This window comes from Niameybacter massiliensis (assembly GCF_001282685.1).
Classification (GTDB): domain Bacteria; phylum Bacillota; class Clostridia; order Lachnospirales; family Cellulosilyticaceae; genus Holtiella; species Holtiella tumoricola.
Genome location: NZ_LN875035.1, coordinates 208,180 through 227,620, shown reverse-complemented (window position 1 = coordinate 227,620; position 19,441 = coordinate 208,180). Strand labels below are relative to the sequence as shown.

Genomic DNA, 19,441 nt, shown 5'->3' with positions numbered 1-19,441 from the left:
TTAGGAGAGACTTATTAAGGAATAGTTTAATAAATAAAATATAAAGTGAGGTAGAATATGTGTACAGCATTAAGTATAAAATCAAATGAAAACAAATGTTTTTTTGGAAGAAATATGGATTTAGCCTATACTTTTAATCAATCAGGAATTATTATTCCAAGAAATTATCAATATCAAGATAAGGTAACGGGTAATATGGTTATCAATAAACGTGCTATTATTGGTATGGGAACCGTTATCGATAATCATCCTGCAATAGCGGATGCGATGAATGAAGCGGGATTAGCTTGTGCAGGCTTAAATTTTGCAGGGTATGCTTATTTTGAAGAAAAGCGAGTGCCAGATAAAATAAATCTTGCACCTTATGACTTTATCCAATGGGTATTATCTAACTATGAAACAGTGGATGAAGTAAAAGAAGCAATTAAAAATATAGAATTTGTAAATGTACCGATTAATGATAAAACACCTGTTGCGATGCTACATTGGATGATTGCGGATAAAACTGGTAAGTCTATAGTAGTTGAAAAAACTAAAGAAAAAATTACAGTTCATGATAATCCTGTTGGTGTTATGACCAATAACCCAACATTTGACTGGCATTTAACTAACCTCAATGAATATATGCATCTTACTCCAAATCAACCTAAGGCAACAATGTGGAGTAACCAAGAACTAAGACCTTTAGGTATTGGAGCAGGTACATTAGGTATACCAGGAGACTTTGCTTCTGTTTCAAGATTTGTAAGAATTGCTTATATTAGATCTCAAATGCCAACAATAGAGAATGATATGCAAGCACTAACTCAATTTTTCCATATGCTTGACTATGTAAAGATGGTAAAAGGTGGTGTTATTACAGAAGAGGGACTAGAAGATTCAACTTTATATTCTTCTTGTATGGATCTAGAAAAAGGTATTTACTACTATAAAACACATGATAATAGTCGAATCAATGCTATAGATATGCATAAAGAACAACTAGAGGGCAAAGAACTCAAACTATTCCCATACGTATCTACACAAGATATTAATTATCAAAACTAATAAAATAGATTAAATAGAGTTTATTAAAGAAAGAGCTACTTATGTGTCTTATAGACATTTAAGTAGCTCTTTTAGTTTCCTATAAATAGTTAGACGTCGTACACACTGATTACTTTTAAATCTGATAAGTCTATAGTTGCAGTGCAATGGATTTTTTTCACTTCACCAGGAAGTAGAGAGAAGTAGTTGTCACTAAATATGCCATCTTTTGAACCAAGGTCTAGCATAATATCATGTGCAAAGGCAGTAGAGGTGACTTCTATTTCATGTGCATTAATTTGCTTAAAACTAATATGAGGATTCTCATAATTAAAGTGCTTAGGTTTTATAAATAATTGACAAGCACTGCTTAAAATAGTTTTGTCATGAATCAGTGTATACTGAAAGACTTTATCCCTTTTACTATTATAATCCAAAAGAAGTTCACTAAAATCTAAAGTTATACCTTCACTTCTTCCTAAAGATGGAGCAGAAACAGATGAATGTCCTAATTGTAGACACTCCCCCTTAGCGTTTGTGATTTGCCATTGAATTTGACCTGTGAAAGCTTTGGCGCTGTCGTTAATTACTAAGAGATGGACTTTGTTATCTTCTAGATCAGCGGATAAGAGGATAGGCGCAAAGAAATGCTTGCTTTTATAATGTAGCGCTTTCCATCTGCCATAGTAATCAATGCCGGACCAAGAAGCTACAGGCCAACAGTCATTAGTTTGCCAATAGAGTGCACCCATACATCTACCTCTATTTCTACGCCAATGCTCAGCACCATAGCGCATTGCTTCAGCCTGTAAAAGTTGTGAAAGATAGACTGTGTGTTCTAGGCTATAAGGGTAGCGGTAGTTGTCTGCTAGATAGTGCAAGATAATTTTATTAGCTTGTTTATTTTTTTGGTGCTTCTCCATCACATAAGAGAAAATATTACGATCAGATTCAAGGGTAAAGGATTCAATAGTCTTCATAGTAGGGAAGGATTGAAAACCATATTCGCTAACAAATCTGAAGTAATGCTCCTTATAGGCTTCAAAAGGTTTAAGTCCATGCCAGACTGTCCAGTAGTGCATATCTCCATGGTGTTCATCTCGTGGGTCATCACAGTCTATACCCGATGAAGGTGATGAAGGCCAATAGAATCTCTCTGGATCATACCGATGAACAAGCTCAGGCAGGACTTCTTCAAATTGTCTCTGGTAATGTTTTTTATATTTAGGTGCAATTTCTTCATTCCACCCCCAATAAAACCAAGCTTCTTCTTGTTCATTATTACCACACCAAAGGGCTATACAACTATGATGGCGTAGACGTTTGATTTGTTCAATAGATTCTTCAATAACTTCTTCTTGAAGGTTATCAAAGTTATAAAGGCTACAAGCATACATAAAGTCTTGCCATACAATAAGCCCCAATTCATCACAAATTTCATAGAAGTAATCGGGCGGATAAATGCCACCACCCCATACGCGAATACAGTTGTGATTAGCTAAAGCGCAATCTGTTAGTAGCTTACGAGTACGTTCTTCTGTCATGCGAGATAATAAGCTATCTTCTGGAATGTAGTTACTTCCCATGGCAAAGATCTCTTTGCCATTAATAATGAAACAGAATTTTTCACCCCATTCATCTTTTTCCTTTTTAATACCTAGTTCACGTAGACCTATTTTAAAGTTTTTACAATCTTCTTTTCCTAAAGTTATTTTGACATCATATAAAGGTTGAGCACCATAACCATTGTGCCACCAAATTTGAGGATTATGAATGTCTAGTGTACTTTTAGTGCCATCGCTATAATATTTTTCTCCACTTGGGGAGATGACTTCAATTTGGATAGGTAAATCATGAGTTGCTTTTACATCTATTTCTAAAGATACCTTTGTAGCCGTATGATGTTGCCTAATAGTGTAGTCTAGGATATGTGCATTGCGTCCTATGATTTTAAGTGGTTTCCAAATACCTAAATCAGGTAGCTGCGGTCCCCAATCCCATCCAAACATATAGTGAGCTTTTCTTAAATGAGTATAGCCATCTACTACACCTGGATGATGAAAAATAGGCTCTTGCTCATGGCATTGCTGAATATATCGAGTAGGTGATTTTAAAACAACTTTAATTTCATTTTCTCCTTTGATGAGAAAGGGTTTCACATCAAAGATATAAGTTCTATGCATGTTTTGTGTTTTTCCTACTTCATGCCCATTTATAAAGATTTCACTCAAAGTATCAATACCTTCGCATAGAAGTGAAAGCTCTTGATAATCTAAGTCAACGACTGTAAAGGTTTTAATATACTCATAATCATAGTCAGCAAGGTTTAAGACGATTTCTTCATGATCTCGGAAAAAGGGATCAGGCATAAAACCCGTATTTAATAGATCTAAATAGACACTTCCAGGAACAGTACCTGTATGATAGGCTGAATCTGAAGTACGTCTAAACTTCCAAGATCCAGATAAGTTTATTTCCATTGATAATAATCCTCCTTATGTATTAAAGCTTATTATAGAATTATAGACAAATAAAGTAAAAATGGCTATACATAATTAGTGAATTTTAGTAAAGTATAAAAAATTAAATAGGAAAAGTTGTTTTATTTGACGATTTAAATTTCAAAAAAAGTAAATAATATTATATAATAAAACTAACAAATTGATAAAAGTTAAGGGGATAAAATGAAGATAAGAAAAGCTAAGTTAGCCAATAAAGTACTTGCTATTTATTTAGTCAGTCACTTTATGATTGCACTAAGTATTTTAGCCATTATGGGAGTGGGCCTTCGAACGATACGTGATAATTTTATACAGCGCTATAAAACAAATGCGATGCAACATATGGAGTATTTTGATGAAGAATTACTCAATTTACAAAATTTAGTGATGTATATGATGCAAAGTGAAAATGTTCTTGTATTATCTAATCAGTATGAACAACTGTCTGATTATGAAAAAATAAATAAGAAGAAGCAGGCTAAGGAAGAGCTCAATATTTTAAATAATCAATATAAATGGACAAGTGATATAGGCATCTATATACCAAAGCAAGATTTATGGATTACATCGTTGGAGTGGTTTAGACCTGATGAGGCCATAAAAGACATAGAAGAACCTGGTTTATATTTTTTACAAGATACTCTATATCTACTAGAAAAATATGAAAATAAGAATGAGTATAGAAGAGGATATATTAAGCTAGACCAATATGAATTAATACGTTTAATGGAAAAAATGAAATTTAATGAAGAGGTTTATATAGAAGCACTATTAAATGGAGAAAAGTTAGAAATTGCTCCTTTTAATGTACAACAAGCCAATAAAACTTCGAGAGAAATGGTTATAAAGAGCAGCTTATATCCTATAGCCTTTCATATTTATCTTCCTTCTCATTTCATAGAGTTTGGACATGAATTTTATTTACTCAGTTTATTAGCTTTAATTTTATTATGTTTTATTACGATTAAGTTTACCAAGTATCTGAATCGGGCCATCCATAAACCACTCCAAAATGTAGTAAGTCATATTGAAAATATGAATGTACATAACTTCAATCAACAGGCAAAACATGAAGGTATCGATGAATTTGAGTATGTGACACAAAGTTTTAATAAGGCTAAGGGGTTATTAGAAAACTATATTAAGAAAAGTTATGAACAAGCTATTGATATGAAGCAGATGGAACTAAGCCATCTTCAAGGGCAGATTAAACCTCATTTTCTTTATAATTGCTTTTTCAATATTTCAAATATGTGCAAAACCTATGATGTAGAGAAGATAGAACAGCTTACACTTGGATTAGCCAAATACTATCGCTATATTACAAGGACAAGCTATGCGTTTGTCAAGTTAGAAGAAGAGTATGAGCACATGAAAAACTATATTGGTATTCAACAAATTAGATTTGAAGATCGAGTACAAATTGAGATGGATCCACTACCAGACAACCTAAAAAATGTATATGTACCCCGATTGATTTTACAGCCAGTGGTAGAAAATGCGTATAAATATGTATTTGAAAAAATTGAAGCAGGGGGAAAGTTACATATAAATGTTAGAGAGCAGGCTCATTTTATTCTGATACAAGTAGAGGATAATGGAACCTTTATAAGCTTAGAGCAAATAGAAGCATTACAGATCAGATTAAAGGCGTGTGAAAACCCTGTAACAGGTCTAATTAATATTAAAAAGCGACTTCACTATATTCATGAGAAAAATGATATTGTGGTAAGCCAAGGAGAAATGGGGGGATTAGCCATTATACTTCAGATTTATAGCGAAAAGTAAGTACATATAAGGGGGAAAATATGTATAAGATTTTAGTGATTGATGATGAGAAGAGTATTGTAAAAGGTCTTGTAACGATGCTAGAGAACAGAGAAGAACTTGAGCTACAAGTTTACTCAGCTTATACAGTGAGTGAAGGCCTTCGTATTGCAAAAGAAGTTAAATTAGATATATTATGTACAGATATTAATATGCCCATTATGGATGGATTTGAATTTAGTCAAACAGTAAAAGGCTATTGGAAGGAATGCAAGATTATTTATTTAACAGGTTATGATACTTTTGATTATATTTACCGAGCAGTCAATGAATATGCAGGGAAATATATGCTGAAAAATGAGGAAGAAGATAAATTTATTCAAGTGATTAATGAGTGTATCCAAGAAATAGAACGTACTCACCAAATAAGAGCAACTGAAGGCAAGATGTTGCAAATGACAAATGAAAACAAAACTTATGAAAAATGTCAACTTATGACAGAATTTCTTGGACATCAAAATAGTAATGAACGTTTAGAAATATTAAAGATGATTTATGATGCAGGACCCATTCAGATAGAAGAAGATTTTTATATTGCAATAGGGAAAGTATTAGGAGAGCGTTGCAGTAGCCAAAAGAGGAAAATGATTCTTCAAACAATTACACAGGTTAAGCAGCAGTATAGCTACTTTTATGAAGTAGATGAAATCAAATTATATAGTAATACCTATCTTATAGTCGTTCAGCCAAAGGAAAAAGTTGAGGAACAACAAGTCCTACTAGGTAACATGTTAGAAGAAATACAAACTCAATTAATGGCGTTGTCTGAAGAAAAGATTTCTTTTATTTATTCCAATCATCAAGTGCAATGGGAGCAATTGAAGGATCAAATTAAGCTGTATACGACCTTACTAGATATTAATTTATCTAAATACGTACCTATTCTTATTGATGTGGAGACACTTATAGAAGGAAATAAGTTAAAGGATAGCAATCATGAGCATTATGTACTCCAAATTGATAAAATGCTTATAGAAAAGCGCTTCCTTGATTTAAAAGAAATTTTTGAAAGCCTTTATATCAGTATTAAGAATACCTATGAGCTGAGTTTAATTGATACACAGATGTACTATAAGTGTCTAGAAAAGGTTGCATCTTACATAGAAAAAGAGATTAATTACTTAGAACTTCCGGAAGATTTACAAAGAGGTTATTATCATTTACGTTATTTAACAGGTGTAGATGAGATCCATCAGTTTTTAGTCTTATTGCTTAAGTCCTTAGGAGAAGATCAAGCACTCAGTAAGGTAACGGAAGAAGATATGATTATTAAAAAGATAGAGGACTATATTTTAAATTCTGTCACAGGAGAAATTAGTTTAAATACTTTAGCTAAGTTAGTTTATTTTAATCCATCTTATCTATCAAGATTTTATAAAAGTGTTACAGGTAGAAATTTATCGCAGTTTATTAAAGAGGCTAAGTTGATGAAAGCCAAAGAACTTTTAAGAAAAAGTGATAAAAAAATAGGCGATATTTCTAAAATGTTAGGTTATGAGTCGGTAGGATACTTTACCGTATTCTTTAAAAAATGTGTGGGGCTTACACCTACAGAGTACAGAAATTATAAATAGGAGTAGAGTTAGAGAAAGTAACAAAGGCTTTCTTTAACTCTATTTTTATATACATGTCAACAAAAGAAAAAGAAGTAAAAATAAAGAAATTGAACAAAATGTACACAAAACATATAATTGTATATATAAATACAATAAAAAATATACAAATTCGGAGGTGCTATATGGGAAGAAGAGTAGGGGCGATGATTCTTGCTTTAACAATGTGTATGGGTGTCTTAGGAGGATGTGCTGGAAAGGAACAAACAACCGCTTCATCTAGTGTGGAAAAAGGTGAAGTAGATCCATTTGGAAAATATCAAGAGCCTGTAGAAGTAACAGGAGTACTTTCATTTTCAGCTGGCTCATCAGAAGTACCAGCAGGTACTACCCCAGAAAACCAATCTTTTGTTAGGGAAGCAAAAAATAGGTTTAACATTGATTTTAAATGGCTTTGGACTGCACCAACAGATCAATATGAACAAAAGCTAGGAGTAGCAATGGCATCAGGAGAGTTACCTGACATTATGGCAGTTTCAGCTGTTGATTATCAAAACTTATTAGAAAATGAACAGATTATGCCATGGAATGATGCCTTAGAATGGGCCAGTGATACTTTGAAAGAATGGATTTATCGTGACCCAGCAGTTCTTGAAAGTGTGACAACAGAAGATGGCAAAATTATGGCGATACCACAGTATTGGGATGTCAAACGTAATGTTAATATTATGATGATCCGTACAGACTGGTTAGAGGAAGTAGGGATGGATGTTCCTACAACTGTAGAGGAATTAGAAGCAGTAGCAACAGCTTTTAAAGAACAATTAGGGGCAGATATGGGAATCAGCCTTTCAAAAGATGTTTTAGCAGGTACATCTCCACTTGCAGCACTTATGAATATGTTTGGTTCTTATCCAACAGCATGGATAGAAGGAGATGATGGCACTTTAGTTCCAGGGGAAACACAACCAGAAACAAAAGAAGCTTTAGAAGCACTTAATCGTTTCTATGAAAAAGGGCTTATACATAAAGAATTTGCATTACATGATGCAACTAAACTTAGAGAGTTTATTATGTCAGAAAAATTAGGTATTTTAATTGCACCATGGTGGGCATTTGATTCTTTCATTGGAAAGGAAATTGCTAAAAATGGAGATAGTAAGTGGACAACAGCACCTATTCCAAGAGCAGAAGGTACAAACGGTGCTTTACTTGAAAGTATGATGATTGAAGATTACTATGTTTTAAATAGTAAATGTACAAATCCAGAAGCAGTTATAAAGCTCTTTAATCTTTGGGCATTATTTGAAACAGAGTATCCAGAAGAAGCTCAAGTTGCAAATGGACACGTGTGGAACTGGGTACCAACAACTTACTTTGATCCATATGATATTCAAACTTTACATGATCGTTTCAACACCCAAATTGCTACAGGTGATTTAAAAACTTTACCAGAAGGCATTGGCGGTGGAGATATTCAGCTTTGGAGTTATGCTGAGGATTACTTTAAATGGAAAGCCGGAGAGATCCCTTATGATGAAACCAATAAATGGGGTAAATATTTAGGAAGAATTGATGACGACTTTGCTTGGGGAACAACAGAAAGACTTGTAGAAAACAAAGAGTATCAATTAAATAAATTCTATGGTCTTGCCACAGATACAATGAAAGAAAGAAAAGCTACACTCAATAAGTTAACAGAAGAAACTTATGTAAAAATGGTTATGGGAGAAACACCTATTAGCACCTTTGATGCTTATGCAGATAACTGGCTCAAACTTGGTGGAGATGAAATTACTAAAGAGGTTAATGAGTGGTATCAAAATAAATAAGACAGAAGTAAAAGGGTAGTAATTTTATTACCCTTTTACTTTTACAGAAAGAGGGATGGTAGATGGAAAAACTTAAAGCATTTTTGAGAAAAGATACAACAGCATGGCATATCATGCTTATACCAGGTGTTATTTTTACTGCTATCTTTGCTTATTTGCCTATGGCAGGTATTGTAATGGCATTTCAAAAGTTTAATCCAGTTAAAGGCTTTACAGGATCAGATTTTGTTGGAATGAATAACTTTAAGTATGTATTCAACTTACCAGGTTTCTATGACGCATTGTGGAACACACTTTACATATCTGTGCTTAAAATCATATTTGGTTTATTAGTTCCTTTAATACTGGCTTTACTTTTAAATGAAATTGTACTTAAACGTTTTCAAAAATATGTTCAAACAGCTATCTTTGTGCCCTATTTCCTCTCCTGGGTAATCTTAGGTGGAATTATAAAACAAATTTTTGCTTTAAATGGTCCAATCAATCAGATCTTAGGTGGCTTAAACATAGAACCACTTATGTTTTTACTCAATAATACTTGGTTCCCTATCGTTATTGTTATAACCCATGTATGGAAGGGGATGGGCTATAACATGATTGTTTTCCTTGCATCAATTGTAGGGATTGATACAAGTCTCTATGAAGCAGCAGAGATGGATGGTGCCAATGCATGGCAACGTGTAAAATATATTACACTTCCATGTATGATGCCTATTATCCTTCTTATCGGTATTTTAAGTCTTGGTAGCTTATTAAATGCTGGATTTGATCAAGTACTGATGCTTTATAGTCCTGTTGTATATGAAAGCGGTGACATTATTGATACCTTTGTTTATCGTTTAGGTATTTTTGATAGGCAATATTCACCTGCAGCAGCAGTAGGATTATTTAAATCATTTATATCACTTATTCTAGTAGCCTTCTCTTATTGGACCGCTTATAAAGTAAGTGATTACCGTATCTTCTAGAGAACAAGACGAGAAAGGGTGTGTGTTATGGCAGTTAAAGAGTCAAAGGGACGCAAAGCGTTTAATGTATGTAATATTATCTTTTTATCCATTGTTACATTAATTTGTATACTACCATTTGTACATTTATTTGCAGTATCTATGAGTTCACAAGCAGCAACTACAGCAGGGGAAGTTGGGCTTTTACCTAAACAAATTAGCTTAGAAGCATACAAATACTTACTTCAAAAGAAAGAGTTCTTCCAATCTATGGGGGTAACCGTTGTAAGGGTAGTGATTGGTACGGTTATTAGCATGGCCATTACAATTTTAACAGCGTATCCATTATCTAAGTCTAACTTACGTTTCAAAAAGCGTAGTCTATATGTATGGTTCTTTGCTTTCACCATGTTCTTTAGCGGCGGTATGATTCCAACTTATATGGTCATTAAGAGTTTAGGGTTAATTGATACCATTTGGGCATTAGTATTGCCTACAGCCATGAATGTATGGAATGTTATTCTACTCCTTAATTTCTTTAGACAGATTCCAAAAGATCTAGAAGAAGTGGCACTGATTGACGGTGCGAGTCAGTTCTATATTTTATGTAAGATTTACTTACCGATTTCTTTACCATCTTTAGCAACTATTTTACTTTTCACTATTGTTGGTCATTGGAACTCATGGTTTGATGGGATGCTTTACTTGAATACAACAAGCAAATATCCATTACAGACATATTTATCAACGGTTGTACTTGATCAAAATATGACGGCGAATCAAATGATGTCACCAGAGCAACTTTTGGCACTTGAAAGTATTGGTGAGCTGAATCTACAAGCTGCACAGATTTTTGTCGGTGCACTTCCTATTTTACTCGTATATCCATTCCTACAACGTTTCTTTATTAAAGGTATTGTAGTGGGTAGTGTTAAAGGTTAAATCTATAGAAGAGGGGTTTTATTGATGATCATAAAAGCGGTGCAACATGAAACAGTTAGGGTGTATTATAATGAAAAGACCTTACATATAGCCATTGAAAGTAACGGTAATCGTTGGCAATGGGACGAAATGTATCAACCCTATTTCAATATAGGTGAGGAGACGATCTATTTTAAAGATGCAGGTTGTATCCAGCATTTTAATTGGAAGACAGGTGTAGGAGAAGGATTTAGAACTAAGTTTTCAAACTTTGTTGTAAACGGGATAGAAAGCCCTTTAGCTTTTGAGACAGTGGTTTGGATAGAGTATGCTACACAAAACATTTATTTTGAACTTATTCCAATAGAGGAGGCTCATGAACTTATGGGCAACTTCTATTGGCCGGGGCACATGGCATTTAAAGAGGATAGTAGTAAGTGGTACACCGTTATCAATATGCTACAAGGACTTATGATCCCCAATAACTGGCCACATCAAGTAGATAAACTAGTATTTGATGGACAAATGTGCAGTAGTGCAGCGTATATGCCATGGTTTGGCCAAATAAAAGAGCATGAAGGATATATTGCTATTGTATGTACACCATGGGATGCAGGCTATCAGGTGAATCATCCCGAAGGATCAGACTTTTGCCACATTGGCGTAAGATGGCTACCGAGTATGGGGAAATTAACTTATAAACGTAGTATGAAGCTGACTTTCTTAGAAAACTGTGATTACAATGACCTTTGTAAAGTTTACCGCCAGTATGCCAAAGAACAAGGGCTACTTGTAACTTTAAAAGAAAAAGCAGCTAAAAATCCCTTAGTTAATAAGTTTATTGGATCTGCTATTGTACATACAGGTATTAAAACACACGTATCACCAGATTCAGCTTATTATGATCAAGAGCATCCGGAGAAAAATGATGAAGTGGTTCCATTTGCAGTGAGACAAAAACAAATGGAAAAGCTAAAAGAAGCAGGACTTGAGAAAGTTTATCTCCATTTAGATGGATGGGGAGAACCAGGGTATGATAATCAACACCCAGATTATTTGCCAGCTTGCATTGAGGCTGGTGGATGGGCTGGTATGAAAGCACTTTCAGATAAAATGAAAGCGTTAAACTATATGTTTGCTATTCATGATCAGTATCGTGATTACTACTTTGATGCAGCAACTTATGATAGAGCATTTGCGCTTCAAAATCCAGATGGATCACATATTGAGTTTTGTAGATGGGCAGGAGGCTGGCAGACATATATTTGTGCATCACAAGCACCATTATATTTAAAACGTAACTTTACAGAACTCTTTAGGCATGGCATACAGCTAGAGGGAACTTACTTAGATGTATTTACATGTAACGAGCTAGATGAATGTACACATCCATGGCATACAATGACACGTAAAGAATGTATGGCCTATAGAAAATCATGCTTTGACTACTTGGTTGCACACGATATTCTTCCAAGCTCAGAAGAAGTGATTGACTGGGCAGTACCTAGTATTGTAACAGCTCATTATGGGCCTTATGCCTTTATGTTGTGGCCAAATGAAAAACCTAAAGGCATACCTGTCCCACTCTTTAACTTGGTATATCATGACTGTGTAGTCCTTCCATGGCTGATGAAAGAAGATACACCACAAGGAGACTATATGCTCTATGCATTACTCAATGGTGGAGCAGCTTACTTAGATGCAGAAAAAGAAGGGGGCGCCCTTAAACATGAAATAGAGCGCTATCAACAAGTGGCAGCCCTTCAAGAAAAAATTGCTCAATGTGAAATGATTAAACATGAATTCTTAGATGAAAATTATAGAACACAAAAAGCTGTATATAGCGATGGAACAGAAGTAACTATTGATTTAGACAAAGGTACATATATAATTCAATAAAATAATAAAATTCTATATTTATACTTGATTATATAAATGCATATACATATAATATCAAATATAGAATGCATTATTTTAAAGGAGAAGTTAGAACAAATCATGGACGATGCTAGTGATACGGAGCATGAAAATAATAAGAGATTAAAACTGAATAAGTTTCAAAATATAGAGGCATGGCTTACGTCTAATTAGGCGTAGGTTGTGTCTTTTTGCGTATATTTTGACTTAGAATATATTAAAAAACAGAGAGGATTGATTATTTTGGAAAGTGATTCGGCAAGTATTATGGGACAGTTGATTTTGATTCTTTTACTAACAGGTACAAATGCATTTTTTGCATCAGCAGAGATGGCCATAGTATCTGTAAACAAAAGTAAAATAAGGAGACTAAGTGAAGAGGGAAATAGTAAAGCGAGGTTGCTTGAAAGATTTATAGATGAGCCAAGTCGTTTCTTATCTACAATACAGATAGGAATCACTTTAGCGGGCTTCTTTTCAAGTGCATCAGCAGCAACAGGTTTATCTAGCCATGTTGCAAAATGGATGCAGCAACTAGGTATCCCTTTTTCAGGAGAAATTGCAATGATTGGTGTTACCCTGATGCTTTCCTATTTTACTTTAGTTTTTGGAGAGTTAGTCCCTAAAAGAATTGCACTGAAAAAATCAGAAACTATTGCTTTAAGTTCAGTTAAAACCATTTATTTAGTATCATTAATTGCAAAACCTTTTATAAAGATTTTGTCTTTATCTACACTATTTGTTTTAAAAGTAACAGGCAATAGTCAAGACAATGCAGAGGAAAAAATTTCAGAAGAAGAAATTCGTGCATTGGTTTCACAATCTAAGCAAGATGGATGTATTGAAGATGAAGAAGAAGTTATGATTGATAAAGTATTTGAGTTTAATGACAGGATTGTTAAAGAAATTATGACACCTAGAAAAGATATCTTTGTCATTAATATTCAAGAGGATATAGAAGTGATTTTAGATAAAATTACAGAATTTAATTATTCAAGAATTCCTGTCTACGAAGACAATATCGATCATATCATTGGCCTACTTTATACAAAGGATTTAATAAAGGAAGCAAGAAAAGTAGGATTTCATGCTATAAATATTAGAAACATTTTACGTACACCTTATTTCATTCCAGAAAGTAAAAAGATTAATGAACTTTTTAAAAACTTTAAAGAAAGTAAAAATCACATCGCTATATTGATTGATGAATATGGTGGCTTTTCAGGGATTGTAACGATGGAAGATCTCGTGGAAGAAGTTATGGGAGATATTGATGATGAGTATGACATCGAAAAACTTAAAATAGAACAAATGGATGAGAAGACTTACTTAGTAAATGGTTCAACAGGCATTCATGATTTGAAATATACATTAGGACTAGAACTACCTGAGGGGGAATATGATACACTTAATGGATTCCTTACCACTTATATGGGTGCAATACCAGATGAAGGTGTTGAAGTAGCATTAGAAGATATAAAATATACAATTGTAAGTGCCAATAGGAGACGTATTGAGCAAGTACAAGTCGTGTTACCTTTCAATAGTAAATAAAAAATAAGCCTCTATGTGGTCAAAATGTTATCAAGACATTGTACATAAGAGGCTTATTTTTATTAGAGTTCTCGGTTATAAATAGCAGATACAGCATCCTTATTTTTAATGATGAGGAAGTAGGCTGCCAATGTCCCAATAATGCCATAGACCAATGCAAGGTGAGCGTAGTTAAAGTATTCACCAAGTATACCAGATACAAGGCTACCACAGCAGACCCCTGCCATAGATAAGATACTACTAAAGCCATTTACACGACCTCGTATCTCTGATGGAACATAGCTTTGGACAGAGGACATTCGAATATTAGCGGAGTTGGTACCCATAAAGCCCAGTAAGAAACGAATAATAAGCATAACTGGAAAAGCCATAAAGAGCATGATGCCTTCTAATAGGTCATAGAGGACATACACACTGGCGGCAACTTTAAAGCGTGCCTTAGTAGGAATTTTAAATAGATAATGGAAAGTACCACTTAGTGTGCGTCCGATTGTTTCAGCAGAAATCAAGAGAGAGTAGCTAGTTAAAGTAAGAAATTGATGATTTTCAAAGAAGGGTACTAATAATAAGGCAGTTGCTTGTGAGGCAAACATGGTAAAGAAGAAGTATGTAAAGATAGCAAGTAATCCTTTTTCACCTTGAATATAGCAAAAGCCTTGTTTTAGTTCTTCTAAATAAACTTTATAAGAAGTACTATCCGGTTTGGTTAAAGTTTCTTTGACTTTGATAAAGCATTCAAAGGAGGCCGCTACGATCAAAAGGACACCCTCTAGTACAAATAAGAAAGATACACCAAAGTGTTCAAAGATAAGTGCAGCTACAGGTGTCATCAGTGTGCTGGCTAAAGGATAAATCATACTGCTTACCGAATAACCTTTTTGATACATCCCTTCAGGAATTAAGTCAGGATATAAGGCATTATAAGCACTGCCATAGATCACTCCATTTGTGTTAATAAGAATCCCCATGACAACAAAGAGCGGATAACTAAAGAAGTTATCTCGAGTGAGAAAGCTACAAAATAAAAAGAAAAAGCCCATGAGAAAATCTAAGCTTACAATAAGTTTCTTCCGGGAAAAGCGGTCAATGTAAGGTCCTATTATAATAGGCAAAATAAGCTGTGGAATGAGAATAAGTACAGTATATAGTCCTGTAAGAAGTGTAGATTCTGTTTCCTTAAAGACTACAATGTTCATAGCAAAGGAAGTTGCCACACCTCCTAGAGCAGAAATAATCGTTCCAAGTGTAATAATAGTAAAATTACGTGTCCATAACGTAGGTTGTTTTGTTTTCATATTTTCACCTCCTCTTTATATTATAAATAGAGGCTAAAGAATAAAATAGAGTGCAGTTTTGAGAAAATTTCACTTATATACGAGTGTTAAGACGACTAAAAGCCCCTATCTTAGGAAAGATACGGACTTTTGACATAAAGTTCTTCTGTAATGGCTAGGGCTTCTTTGTAACGTCTATTGGCCTTGTAGTAGTCAATAAGATAGTTGCCATGAAATTGTTTAAAACCAAAATGAATGGCTTCACCAACTTGGTTATAGACGGATTCTAAGAGTGTTCCATATTCTGAATTATGAAGATAGTTAGGATCATCAAGGGTAATCTTAACGATATCGAGCATCGTTTTAGTAAGGGGTGTACCGTGGATAGAACATGCCAGATAGCAGTTATAGGCACGGTCTAAGAAATCATGTGCCTTTTCCAGATTACCAAGTTGATGATGAATGAGGGCTAACTTGTGATAATTCATTACATCAGGATGAGGGCTATCTTTTCTAAGGTGAAGAGCTCGCTCACAGTAAGTAAGTGCCTTTTCGTAGTCTTTAATTTCTAAATAAGTGGCACCTAAGTTATAGTATGCGGTATAGAGGCTGTCATCTTCCCCTAGACTTGTTGCCAGATTAATAATGAGCTTAGAATATTTCTCCATAAGGAACATATTACGAATAGAAGAGTAGACACCTGCAATATTAAGTGCACTATAAAGAGCACATCTTAAGTTACCTTCTTTAATACACATCTCGTAGGCTTCTTCCATATAGTTTAGAGATAAATTATAGTGACCTAAGCGATAATGCTGTTTGCCAACAGCAAATAGCATAAAGCCAGAGCGTTCATAAGCCAATGCCTGCTCCAAAGTATTAAATCCTTTAGTAGGCTCAGTTTTCATGTAGATTAAAGCGCAGCCTTTAAATAAATAAAAGAGTGCCTTTTGACTGGAGGTAAGAAACTTAAAAGAATGTTCTAAGTCGTCTAGCGTTTCTAAAAGTTTTAAGTCATGTGTTTCATTTTGTATATTTGCCTGAACGAGCAGTGCTTCCAACATCAAAGGTGAAAATAAATAGGTATTATAGTTTTCTAAAATATGCTCTTGAAGTAGTGCTACTTTATCTTCTAAAAAGAAGGATAATGCATGGAAGTAATCGTTAAAGAGCACTTCACCTTCTTTAAGGAATGCTTCTTCTAGTTCATAATGAATACCTAATGCCTGGGTAAGTCCTTCTAATATATCTTGGCTAGGGGTGACAAGGCCAGCTTCTATTTTACTTAAATAAGAGACAACACAAATACCTTGGCAAAGGGACTCTTGACTCATATTTTGTTCAAGACGATATTTTTTAATAAGGGAACCGAGTAAAGGGGTGTGAATAGCCATTTGATAAATCCTTTCTAGATAAACTGTTAGCTTCATTATACTAAAACTTTTAGGAGAATACATACTTTTTGAAACTAGAACTAAGGTAAATTATTTGATAAATATTTTACTAAAATATATGAATTTGTTATAATTTAACTGAGAGAAAATAATGGCTTAATATATAACAAAATGAAAAGCCGGAAAGAGAAGGTATAACAATGTATTTTGTAGGTTATGTAAATAAAGGAAGTATGCATACGATAACGGATGAGCAAGCAAAAGCGTTAACACATCTTAACTTAGCATTTGCACCAATGGTTGAGGATATTACAGTCATGGAGTTAGATAAAGCACAAATAGATGAACTCAAACGTATTAAAAAGGCAAATCCAGAACTTAATGTACTTGTTTCAACAGGAGGCGGTAACAATCATGGACATGGGGAAGCCACAAGTACACAAGCAGGAATGGATAAATTAGTAGCCTCTACAATGGATATTGTAATACGTTATGATTTAGATGGGATTGACTGTGACTGGGAATTTCCAGGTGATACAGGGATTATAGAGGAGAAATACCAACATACAGCACTTTTTGCAGCGTACCGTAAAGCCTTAGATACATTAGGTGAAAAAACAGGAAAGAAATACTGGCTCACAACAGCAGCTGGGAGTGGACAGTGGTATTTAGATCGTACAGAGATTCAGACAAGTCATGAGTACTTAGACTTTATTAATTTAATGACTTATGATTCTAATACAGGTGGAAAAGTAACTGGTCACCACACCAACTTATATGAGCCAAAAGGAGAAGGGATTAGACCTCATAGTGCAGATTATCACATTCATCTAATGGTAGGGGCTGGTGTACCTATTGAGAAGATACTAATAGGCGCAGCATTTTATTCTCAACAATGGAATAATGTACCAGACATTGATCATGGTTATCGCCAAACTTCACCAGAGCTTAATAATTGGGGACCTGGTTACACAGATATTGTTGATCACTATGAAAATAAAAATGGTTACATCAAATACTTTGATGAAGCGGCAAGAGCACCTTTCCTATTTAATGGAAGTACATTTTTCTCTTATGATGATCCTACCTCTGTAAAGGAAAAGTGTGATTATGCAAAAGCTCATGATATGGCTGGTATTTTTTACTGGGTACATGATGCAGATCGTAGGGGAGAATTGTTCGATATTATAGCACGTGAGATAAAAATTTCCTAAAAAAGAGTAAATTTTAAAATTAACTATTGCAATTATGTACTATAATACATAAAATATAGTTAAGTTCACTCCCCCAAGTTGAACTTGAATGAAGTCTCCTCCAACCCCTTTTTGGAAGAATGACGGAGAAAATGCCCTATGGCCTTATGCCATAGGGCATTTTTGTTTAGATTATTTATTTTTTGACTTCTTGAATAATGATTTTACAACAATGGTAGTGATTGTACGTAAAGAACTAAACGGGTTGGCAGAAAACTTCCTAGAGATGTAATATTTTTAGGAAGTTTTTTATGATGAGTAATAAATTATACTATTGACTAAAATTCGACAAAAATATACTATATGGTTATAATATTTTGTAATTTAAGGGAGTGTCATATGAAGTATAAAATGGGAAGAAGTACACATCAAGATGTACAGCAAAGTATAAATGAAGCAATTGGAGAACTTAAGCATCCTAAACTGATTTTATTCTTTTCAAGTGTAAGAAACTTTGACGCCTATACAATAGGTATTAAAGAAAAATTTCCGAACTGTTTAGTTATAGGTTCTACAACGTTTGCATCTTTTTGCAAAGAGGGGATTTCTAAAGAGGGCATACTAGTACTTGGAATTGAAGAAGGAATAGAGTGTTATGGTGATGTTCTTGAGGAAGTAGATCAATATCCTATCAAATATGTGCCACGTATAGAGGCGTGTGTAGAATCTATAGGTACATCTACCAATACTATGTGTTTAACTTTTACAACAGGATTAATAAGCTGTGAGGAGTTAGTGCTTTCTACATTAAATTCTGTTTTGAACTCAAGACAAATTCCTATATTTGGTGGGACAGCTGGGGATGAAGGAAAAGCTGAAAAGACACTAGTATCTTATAATGGGAAGGTATATGAAAAAGCCTGTATATTCGTGATATTGAAAAATTTAGGAGGAAAAATACACTTTTATCAAGAAAATATTTATAAACCAACAGCTCATCATTTTATAGCAACAAAGGTTGATGTTCGCAATCGTATTGTTTATGAGTATGATGGTAAGCCAGCGGCACCTCAAGTTGCTCAAGCATTAGGAACAGACCTTCAACATTTGCCGAGCTATTTAGATAGCTATCCTATGGGGAGAATGATTGGAAATGATATGTACATTACTGCCAATAAAGAAGTCGTTGAACAAAAGGGCATGGCGTATCATGCACGTGTCTATAAAAATTCTCAAATGGTTTTACTAGAACCAGATAACTATAAAAATGTTATTAAACAAACTATGGAACGTATTCACCAAGATGTACCTAAGCCATCTTTAGCTTTAGTTGTCCATTGTTTAGCACGTTCTTTACTATTTGAATCACAAGGGTATCTTGATCAATTTGCAAGAGAAATGGGACAGACTCTTGGTAACTATGTAGGCTTTGCAGGATATGGTGAACAACTTGATCACCAACATTTTAATCAAACAATGATTATAGCTGTATTTGAATAGGA

Annotated in this window: 14 protein-coding genes; 11 read left to right on the top strand and 3 right to left on the bottom strand. The window is 34.1% G+C overall.

What is annotated here, in order from left to right:
• Positions 1-57 precede the first annotated feature (57 nt).
• Positions 58-1,047, top strand: coding sequence for a choloylglycine hydrolase (gene bsh / locus BN2390_RS06650; protein ID WP_053983576.1), 990 nt, complete (start codon positions 58-60; stop codon positions 1,045-1,047).
• A gap of 89 nt (positions 1,048-1,136) precedes the next feature.
• On the opposite strand, the gene BN2390_RS06645 is transcribed toward bsh, so the two are convergent.
• Entirely contained in the window at positions 1,137-3,506 is a 2,370-nt protein-coding gene (locus tag BN2390_RS06645; RefSeq protein ID WP_053983575.1) for a beta-mannosidase, read from the bottom strand.
• A 204-nt stretch (positions 3,507-3,710) separates the two neighbouring features.
• Between BN2390_RS06645 and BN2390_RS06640 the strand changes: the two genes are divergently transcribed.
• The 7 genes from BN2390_RS06640 to BN2390_RS06610 all read left to right on the top strand — a co-directional run bounded on the left by BN2390_RS06640 (position 3,711) and on the right by BN2390_RS06610 (position 14,078).
• The gene (locus BN2390_RS06640) at positions 3,711-5,315 is read left to right on the top strand and encodes a sensor histidine kinase (protein ID WP_053983574.1); all 1,605 of its coding nucleotides are present in this window, start codon (positions 3,711-3,713) and stop codon (positions 5,313-5,315) included.
• 20 nt (positions 5,316-5,335) lie between these two features.
• Complete coding sequence (locus BN2390_RS06635) at positions 5,336-6,928, top strand: response regulator (protein WP_053983573.1); 1,593 nt, start codon at positions 5,336-5,338, stop codon at positions 6,926-6,928.
• Between the two features lie 164 nt (positions 6,929-7,092).
• Complete coding sequence (locus BN2390_RS06630) at positions 7,093-8,739, top strand: type 2 periplasmic-binding domain-containing protein (RefSeq protein WP_053983572.1); 1,647 nt, start codon at positions 7,093-7,095, stop codon at positions 8,737-8,739.
• A gap of 62 nt (positions 8,740-8,801) precedes the next feature.
• A complete protein-coding gene (locus BN2390_RS06625) occupies positions 8,802-9,707 on the top strand; it encodes an ABC transporter permease (RefSeq protein WP_053983571.1) in 906 nt (301 codons plus the stop codon).
• Positions 9,708-9,734: 27 nt separating this feature from the next.
• Positions 9,735-10,628 carry a carbohydrate ABC transporter permease gene (locus tag BN2390_RS06620; protein ID WP_053983570.1) on the top strand — a complete coding sequence of 298 codons (894 nt, stop codon included), beginning with the start codon at positions 9,735-9,737 and terminating at the stop codon, positions 10,626-10,628.
• A gap of 24 nt (positions 10,629-10,652) precedes the next feature.
• A complete protein-coding gene (locus tag BN2390_RS06615) occupies positions 10,653-12,506 on the top strand; it encodes a DUF5696 domain-containing protein (protein ID WP_053983569.1) in 1,854 nt (617 codons plus the stop codon).
• A gap of 261 nt (positions 12,507-12,767) precedes the next feature.
• Positions 12,768-14,078, top strand: a complete 1,311-nt coding sequence (locus BN2390_RS06610; RefSeq protein WP_053983568.1) for a hemolysin family protein — start codon at positions 12,768-12,770, stop codon at positions 14,076-14,078.
• 62 nt (positions 14,079-14,140) lie between these two features.
• Here BN2390_RS06610 and BN2390_RS06605 read toward each other — a convergent pair whose 3' ends face one another.
• Both BN2390_RS06605 and BN2390_RS06600 read right to left on the bottom strand, forming a co-directional pair.
• Positions 14,141-15,373, bottom strand: a complete 1,233-nt coding sequence (locus tag BN2390_RS06605; protein WP_053983567.1) for an MFS transporter — start codon at positions 15,371-15,373, stop codon at positions 14,141-14,143.
• A 110-nt stretch (positions 15,374-15,483) separates the two neighbouring features.
• The gene (locus tag BN2390_RS06600) at positions 15,484-16,782 is read right to left on the bottom strand and encodes a tetratricopeptide repeat protein (protein ID WP_198524871.1); all 1,299 of its coding nucleotides are present in this window, start codon (positions 16,780-16,782) and stop codon (positions 15,484-15,486) included.
• A gap of 164 nt (positions 16,783-16,946) precedes the next feature.
• On the opposite strand from BN2390_RS06600, the gene BN2390_RS06595 reads away from it, so the two are divergent.
• The 3 genes from BN2390_RS06595 to BN2390_RS06585 all read left to right on the top strand — a co-directional run bounded on the left by BN2390_RS06595 (position 16,947) and on the right by BN2390_RS06585 (position 19,439).
• Positions 16,947-17,960, top strand: coding sequence for a glycoside hydrolase family 18 protein (locus BN2390_RS06595; protein WP_053983565.1), 1,014 nt, complete (start codon positions 16,947-16,949; stop codon positions 17,958-17,960).
• An 88-nt stretch (positions 17,961-18,048) separates the two neighbouring features.
• Entirely contained in the window at positions 18,049-18,231 is a 183-nt protein-coding gene (locus BN2390_RS06590; protein ID WP_053983564.1) for a hypothetical protein, read from the top strand.
• Between the two features lie 107 nt (positions 18,232-18,338).
• Positions 18,339-19,439, top strand: coding sequence for an FIST signal transduction protein (locus BN2390_RS06585; RefSeq protein WP_053983563.1), 1,101 nt, complete (start codon positions 18,339-18,341; stop codon positions 19,437-19,439).
• Positions 19,440-19,441: the final 2 nt, after the last annotated feature.